This window comes from Streptomyces sp. NPDC054847, from assembly GCF_053610925.1.
Genome location: NZ_JBSGZJ010000350.1, coordinates 1 through 7,592 on the forward strand (window position 1 = coordinate 1; position 7,592 = coordinate 7,592).

Below are 7,592 nucleotides of genomic sequence, written 5' to 3' on the forward strand. Positions count from 1 at the left end.
GGTGCAGGCGGCACCGTTCAGCGTGAACCGGTCCGGTTCCGCGAAGGTGCCGGTGTACGTCCCCTGGAAGCCGAACGACTGGGTGCCGCCCGCCTGGATGCGGCTGTTGAAGCCGATGTCACGCGCGGTCACCGCGCCGCCGGACGAGGTGAGCGAGGCGTTCCAGGCACTGGTGACGCTCTGGCCGGCGGGCAGCGTGAAGCCGAGGTTCCAGCCGTCGACGGGAGCGGTGCCGGCGTTCTTGACGGTCACCTCCGCGGTGAACCCGCCGGGCCACACGTTGGCGGCGTAGCCGACCTGGCAGCTGCCGGCCGGTTCGCCGGGAGGCTCCTCGCCGCTGCCCCCGTCGTCGTCGCTGATCGTGGAGGAGAAGGAGTTCACCGACAGGCCGGCACCTGACTGCCAGGGCTCGAAGCCCGCCTGGATGCTCGTCATGTACCAGTTGGGCGCGGCCATGCCACGGCTCACGGTCTGGTCGACGAAGTCCATGACGTCGAAGGACCAGCTGGGGATCGCGGTGGGAGCGACGAAGGAGATGACGTCGTTGCCGCCGTTGTTGCCGGTCCACACCTCCCAGGTGCGGCCGCCGACGGTCGCGGAACCGTTCCGGGAGCCGATGGGCTGGATCGGGCCCACCCGGTTGAACCAGATCATGATCTCGGTGCGGTTGACACCGTCGGTCTTGGGCTGGGGGTCGAGCCAGATGTCGAACGAGGCGTTGTAGACCGCGTTGTCGACGTAACCGTAGGAAATGCTGGTGGGTGCGGACCCGATGGTCGCTATCTGCTTGGGCAGCCGGGTGCCGGGCGAGCAGTTGGTGTAGTGGCAACCGTTGAAGACCGACGGGTAGGACTTCGGCGCCCCGTTGGTGGGCACGGAGCCGTCGGCGCGGGTGAGGGTGAAGCCCGTGCCGGTGACGTTGAGGCACTGGGTGGCGCTGGTCCCCCACCGGTTGTTCTGAACGACGTAGCGGTCCTGGATCGTGGTGCTGCCGTACTGCTCGCAGATCTCGACGTCGGCCTGGGCGGCGGTCCGGACGTCCCCCTGGGCGGCCGGCGCCGCCGACAGCAGCGTGGCGGGGGCTCCGAGTGTGAGCAGAAGTGCGGTGGCGAAGGCGCGTAAACGGTGTCGCATGGTGTCCCTTCAGCAGGTGCGGGCATACCGTGGGAGCGCTCCCATCGCGCTGGACTGTAGGAGTGTTTCGAACTCCTGACAAGACACGCCGTTGCGATTGATGCTTTGCGTTCAAGCCTTGACCCGGGACAGGCCGCCGCCCCACCGCCCCTTTCCAGGGCCGCCGCCGGCGCACCGCGCCCGTGCCATGATCGGCTCCATGTCTTCCGGATCCGCCCCTGCGGCCTGGCCCGCCGCGCTCGCCACCCCACGCCTCGTCCTGCGCCCCGTCGAGCAGGCGGACGTAACGGTGATCACCCGCCTGTGGACGGATCCCGAGGTCCGCCGCCACCTCGGCGGGCCGGTGGACAGCAACGTCGTACGCATCCGCGAGCGGAGGTGCGTCGGCGCGCCCGGCGTCTTCGCGGTGGTGCGGCAGTCGGACGAGGCGATCGTCGGCCTCGTGTCGGTGACCGCCGGGGCCAGGGACGGCAGGACCGAGGTGTCGTACCAGCTCCTGCCCGAGCACTGGGGCCGCGGTTACGCCCGTGAGGCCGTCGCCGCCGCCGTCTCCTGGGCCCAGGACGGCTTCCCGCCCGGGTCCCCCGGTGTGGTCGCGCTGACCCAGGAGGCCAACCACCGGTCGCGGCGGCTGCTCGAGGGGCTGGGCGCCACCCTGGTGGACAGCTTCGTCGAGTGGGACGAGGCGCAAGTGCTGTACGCGTTCCCGTCGGCGCCGGCACGCTAGGCGGCCCGCCGTCGCGGTCACCGGCGGGAGAACCGGCACGGGGCGGCCGGCCCGGACGCTCCCGGCCGGCCGCGCCCTGAAGTCATGCCTGGTCTGCGGCGGCGTACAGCGCCGCCACGTCGAGCTTCTTCATGCCGAGCATGGCCTTCATCGCCCGCTGCGCCCGCGCCTGGTCCTCGTCCGCGAGGAGCTCCTCCAGAGCGATCGGGACGACCTGCCAGGACAGACCGTACTTGTCCTTCAGCCAGCCGCACGGGCCCTCCTGGCCGCCCTCGCCCAGCTTCTCCCAGTAGTAGTCGACCTCCTCCTGGTCCGCGCAGTTGATCAGCAGGGAGATCGCCTCGCTGAAGGTGAAGTCCGGTCCGCCGTTGATCGCGGTGTAGTCCTGGCCGTCGAGGGAGAAGTCCACGGTCAGCACGCTCCCGGCCGACCGCGGACCGGCCTCGCCGTAGTACAAGATGTGCTTGATCTCCGAATTCGGGAAGACGGAGACGTAGAACTCGGCTGCTTCCTTGCCCTGGGTGTCGAACCAGAGATTCGGGGTGATGCGCGGCATGGGGTGCTCCTGACATGGTCCGTGGCGGAAGTTCCGCACTGTCCGTTCCGCACTGTGCCTTCGGTACTGTCTCTTTACCGACCGCCGCGCCGCCCGGAATTCATCGCTCGCGTCCCCGTAGGACCGGGCGGAGGATAGGAGCGATGACAGGACCCGTGACCCTGATCAGTGAGAGCCCGGAGGACCCGTACTCGCACGGTCGAGCCGCCTCCGTGGTGCTGGACCGCCACGGCCTGGTGATCGGCTGGAGCCAACGCGCCCGCACGCTGGTCGGCTGGTCCGCCGAGGAGGTGCTCGGCCGTCCGGCGATTGAGGTCCTGGTCTACCCCGACGACCACGCGGAGGTCCTCGAAGCCACCGCGGCCTGCGTCCGGCAGCGCGGCTGGTTCGGGACCGTGCCCGTCAGGACCCGCGAGGGCCGCAGGCTCGGCTTCGGGATCCGGGCCCGTCAGGTGATCCGGACGGAAGGCCGCCGTGAGTGGTACCTGGTGGCCGCGCCGGCCGAGGAGGTGGTGCAGTGGGAGATCGACCGGTCCGTGATGGACGGGCTGTTCCGCAGGTCGCCGATCGGTCTGGCCGTGCACGACACGGACCTGAACATCCTGCGGATCAACCGCGCCATCGCACGCATCGGTGGCGTCACCCCCGAGGAGGCGCGCGGTCACCGGATCGGTGACTTCCTCGTCGAGGCGGACGCCCGGATCGTGGACGCGGGGCTGCGGAAGGTCCTGGAGACCGGCACCCCGATGATCTTCACCGAGCAGCCGTGCCGCATGGCGGTGAACCCCGGCAAAGAGCGGTTCGTCTCGGTGTCCGCGTTCCGTGTGGAGGACGCGGCCGGCCGGGTGCTGGGCGTGACGGACCTGGTCGAGGACGTCACCGACCGCCACCGGGCGCGTCGGCGGCTTGCTCTGCTCACCGAGACCGGCGCCAGCGTGGGCACCACCCTGGACGTGGAGACGACCGCGCAGGAGCTCGTCCGGGCGGCGGTTCCCGAACTGGCCGACTGTGTGTCGGTCGACCTTCTCGAATCGGTCAGCCGCGGTGAGGAACCCGTCGCGGACGGAGGCGTCGGGCCGGTGCGCAGGACCGCGTCCCTGACCGTCACCGCGGAGACGGAACGGCTGCTGTTCCGGGTGGGGACGGTCAATACGTTTCCCGAGGACACGCCGCAGGGCAGGTGCCTGTCCACCGGGCTGCCTGTGCTCGAGCCCTCCATCGACGTGGCCGACAACGCCAGGGCTCTCGGGCAGGGTGAGGTGCCGCCGGGCGGCATACATTCGTTGATGGTGGTGCCGCTGAAGGCCCGCGGGCTCGTCCTCGGTTTCGTCAGTCTGTGGCGGTCGCAGCTGCCGGAGCCGTTCGAGGAGGACGACCTCACCCTGGCGAGCGAGCTGGCCGCACGGGCCGCGCTCTCCCTCGACAACGCCCGCCGTTTCACCCAGCAGCACCGTGCCGCGCTGGCGCTGCAACGCCGCCTGCTGCCCCGTGAACTGCCCGTCCATCCGGCCGTCGTCGTCGCCCACCGCTACATGCCGGCGGGCGGCGCCACGGGGGTCGGCGGCGACTGGTTCGACGTCATCCCGCTGTCCGGTGCCAGGGTCGCCCTCGTCGTGGGCGACGTCGTCGGGCACGGCATCAACGCCGCGGCCACCATGGGCCGGCTGCGTACGGCCGTGCACACCCTGGCCGACCTCGATCTCGACCCCGACGAGGTGCTCTCCCATCTCGACGACCTGGTGAACAGGCTGGCCGGGGAGCAGGAGCAGGACATCGAGGGCGCGCCGGGCGAGCAGGTGGTCGGCGCGACATGTCTGTACGCCGTCTACGACCCGGTGAGCAGGCGCTGCTCCGTCGCCCGTGCCGGCCATCCGCCGCCCGTGGTGGTGACGCCGGAGGGAGAGGCCGCCGTCGCCGAGCTGCCGGCCGGTCCCCCGCTCGGGCTGGGCGGGCTCCCGTTCGAGTCGGCCGAACTGACGCTGCCCGAGAACAGCGTTCTCGCCCTTTACACGAACGGGCTGGTGGAGGGCGCGTACCAGGACGTGGATGCCGGGCTGGCCGAGTTCTGCGCCGTCATGTCCGGTGCGCGCAGGCCGGTGGAGGAGATGGCGCAGGCGGTGGTCGAACGGATGCTGCCGGTGCGGCCCACCGACGATGTCGCACTGCTGCTGGCCCGGACGCTCACCCTGGCGCCGGAGTCGGTGGCCACCTGGGTACTTCCGGCGGAGCCGACGGCGCCCGCCCGGGCCCGCCGGCTCACGGCGGACCAGCTGGCGGCGTGGGGACTCGAGGCCATGGCCTTCGCCACGGAGCTGATCGTCAGCGAGCTGGTCACCAACGCCTACCGCTACGCGGGCGGCGGACCGCTGACGCTGCGCCTCATCCACCATCAGCGGCTGATCTGCGAGGTCTCCGACACGAGCAGCACCTCGCCGCATCTGCGGCGGGCCCGGAGCACCGACGAGGGTGGGCGGGGGCTGCTTCTCGTCGCGCAGCTCACGGCGCGCTGGGGCACCCGGCACTCGCGGGACGGCAAGACGGTCTGGACGGAGCAGAACTTCCCTTCACTGCCCGGCGGAGCGGACGGCGGCCCGCCCGTGTAGCGGCCCGTACGCCCGCGGACCGGGGGGGAGAGCGCCGGCGGAGCACGGCCGCCACTTTGGTCCGGACCAGCTTATTGCCGCGGCGATGGCACCGCGCCAAGCTGCAGGCATGGAACTGGAGTTGCGGCACCTCAGGACGATCCGGGCCATCGCCGACGCCGGCAGTCTCACCAAGGCGGCCACCGCGCTCGGCCTCGCCCAGCCCGCGCTCAGCGCGCAGTTGAGGAGGATCGAGCGTTCCCTCGGCGGGACCCTGTTCGAGCGCGGCCGGACCGGTGTGCGCGCCACGGCTCTCGGTGAACTGGTCCTGGACCGTGCGCGTGTCGTGCTGCCCGCCGTGCGCGAACTCCAGCAGGAGGCCGTGCGGTTCGCGCGGGCCGGAGCTCCCTACGGTCCGCGGACGCCGCTGCGGCTCGGTGGCACCCACGGTCCGCTGCTCGGCGGCCTCGTCGACCGGCTCGCCTCCGCGGACCCCGGTGTCACGGTGGTCACCCACACGTCGTGGTCGGAGCGTGAGATCGCCGCGTCGGCAGCCGAGGGCCGGCTGGACTACGCGCTCATCGGCGCGTGCGGGGAGAGCACACCGCCCGGGTCGGGGAGTCTCGCCTGGACGGAGGTGGCCAGGGACCCGGTGTTCGTGATGCTCTCCACGGACCATCCGCTGGCGGCCCGGCCCGGGATCGAGCTCGCGGAACTGGCCGCGGAGGCATGGACGGACGTGCCGGGCGACGGCTGTTTCGCCGACTGCTTCGCGGCCGCCTGTGTGCGGGCGGGTTTCACACCGGCGTGCGTGTACGAGACGGACACCGCCTCCTGTGTCCATCTGGTCCAGGTGGGGCGGGCCGTGGGCCTGTGCCGGGCCACCTTCCCCGACACGCCCGGCATGGTGACGCGTCCGCTCGTCGGCACGCCCCTCGTGTGGCGCCACCTCCTCGGCTGGCACCCCGAGGCGCCCGCGGCGACGCGTGCGCCCCACGTCGTCGCACAGGTGCGTGCCGCGCACAGTGACGCGGTGGCCCGCAGTTCCAGTTACGCGCGATGGCTGACGGCCCGGGGCGCGGTCCTCCATAACGCCGTGGAGGGGGCCGACTGGTAGCTGCCGCGCGGAGGTTCTCGTTCCCTACGGTTTCGGCACACCTCCAACGAGACCGAGGGGACTTCCATGCTCCACAGACACGCCAAGGCAGCGTGTGTCGGTGCCGCAGCCGCGGCCGCGCTCGTCCTGACCTCCGTGCAGGGCTCCGCGTCCGCGCAGCCGGCCGGCACGGCACCCGGCGCCGCCGCACGCACCGCGGCGGACACGCTCGCGGTGTCCGCCGCGCAGCCGGAACTGCTCCGCGCCATGCAGCGTGACCTCGGGCTCACCCGTGCCCAGGCCGAGCGGCGACTGGTGAACGAGGCCGAGGCGGGCGCCACCGCCGCCGTTCTCCGGCAGCGGTTGGGGGCCGCGTTCGCCGGCGCCTGGGTCGATGGGGCCGACTCCGGCACCCTGACCGTGGCCACCACCCGGGCCGCTGACGCGGCCGCCATCAGGGCAGGCGGCGCCGAGGCCCGGGTCGTGACCCACACACTGGCCGAACTCGACCGCACGAAGGCGGCGTTGGACCGGGCCGCCGCGCGCGACTCCTCGACCGACGTGCCCGTCTGGTACGTCGACGTCCGGGCCAACGCCGTCGTCGTCCGGGCCGTGGAGAAGTCCGCGGCGCGGACCCTGATCGGGGCGAGCGGCGCCGAGCGGGACCGGATACGGGTCGTCCCGACCGAGGAACAGCCCCGCCCGCTCTACGACATCCGCGGCGGCGACGCCTACTACATGGGCGGCGGCGGCCGTTGCTCGGTCGGCTTCGCGATCACCCGGGGCACCACACAGGGCTTCGCCACGGCGGGCCACTGCGGCCGGGCCGGCACCACCACCAGCGGCTACAACCAGGTGGCCCAGGGGACCTTCCAGGCCTCGACGTTCCCCGGCCGGGACACGGCGTGGGTGGCGACGAACAGCAACTGGACCTCGACGCCGTACGTCAAGGGCCAGAGCGGGCAGAACATCCAGGTGACCGGTTCGGTGCAGCAGCCGGTCGGCGCGTCGATCTGCCGCTCCGGCTCCACCACGGGCTGGCACTGCGGCACGATCTCGCAGCACAACACCAGCGTCACCTATCCGGAGGGGACCATCACGGGCGTCACGCGGACGACGGTGTGCGCCGAACCCGGTGACTCCGGTGGCTCGTACATCTCCGGAAGCCAGGCGCAGGGCGTCACCTCCGGCGGCTCGGGCGACTGCCGCAGCGGCGGCACCACGTACCACCAGCCGATCAACCCGCTGCTCCAGGGATACGGGCTGACGCTGACGACCACCACGGGCCCCGGTGAGCCCGGTGAGCCGGGGGAGCCGGGCGAGCCGGGCGGGACCTGGGCGGCGGGCACCGTCTACCAGGCCGGCGCGCAGGTCACCTACGGCGGCGCGACCTACCGCTGCCTCCAGGGCCATCAGGCCCAGGCCGGCTGGGAACCCCCGAACGTCCCGGCACTCTGGCAGCGCCTGTGACCGGCTGACCTACCGGCCTCCCGAGGG

Annotated in this window: 6 protein-coding genes; 4 read left to right on the plus strand and 2 right to left on the minus strand. The window is 72.1% G+C overall.

Features of this window, described 5'->3' with window-relative positions; all coding sequences use genetic code 11:
• On the minus strand, positions 1–1,134 hold a 1,134-nt coding region (locus tag ACWGH4_RS26740; protein WP_453465445.1), incomplete at its 3' end, for a GH12 family glycosyl hydrolase domain-containing protein.
• A 199-nt stretch (positions 1,135–1,333) separates the two neighbouring features.
• Between ACWGH4_RS26740 and ACWGH4_RS26745 the strand changes: the two genes are divergently transcribed.
• Positions 1,334–1,861: a GNAT family N-acetyltransferase gene (locus ACWGH4_RS26745; protein WP_453465447.1), complete on the plus strand. Its 528-nt coding sequence runs from the start codon at positions 1,334–1,336 to the stop codon at positions 1,859–1,861.
• Between the two features lie 82 nt (positions 1,862–1,943).
• On the opposite strand, the gene ACWGH4_RS26750 is transcribed toward ACWGH4_RS26745, so the two are convergent.
• Positions 1,944–2,417, minus strand: coding sequence for a VOC family protein (locus ACWGH4_RS26750; protein WP_453465449.1), 474 nt, complete (start codon positions 2,415–2,417; stop codon positions 1,944–1,946).
• Positions 2,418–2,560: 143 nt separating this feature from the next.
• On the opposite strand from ACWGH4_RS26750, the gene ACWGH4_RS26755 reads away from it, so the two are divergent.
• The 3 genes from ACWGH4_RS26755 (at position 2,561) to ACWGH4_RS26765 (ending at position 7,565) form a co-directional block, all read left to right on the plus strand.
• Positions 2,561–5,020: a SpoIIE family protein phosphatase gene (locus ACWGH4_RS26755; protein ID WP_453465451.1), complete on the plus strand. Its 2,460-nt coding sequence runs from the start codon at positions 2,561–2,563 to the stop codon at positions 5,018–5,020.
• Between the two features lie 109 nt (positions 5,021–5,129).
• A complete protein-coding gene (locus ACWGH4_RS26760) occupies positions 5,130–6,116 on the plus strand; it encodes a LysR substrate-binding domain-containing protein (protein WP_453465453.1) in 987 nt (328 codons plus the stop codon).
• A gap of 66 nt (positions 6,117–6,182) precedes the next feature.
• Complete coding sequence (locus ACWGH4_RS26765; RefSeq protein ID WP_453465455.1) at positions 6,183–7,565, plus strand: carbohydrate-binding protein; 1,383 nt, start codon at positions 6,183–6,185, stop codon at positions 7,563–7,565.
• The last annotated feature ends 27 nt before the right edge of the window (positions 7,566–7,592 follow it).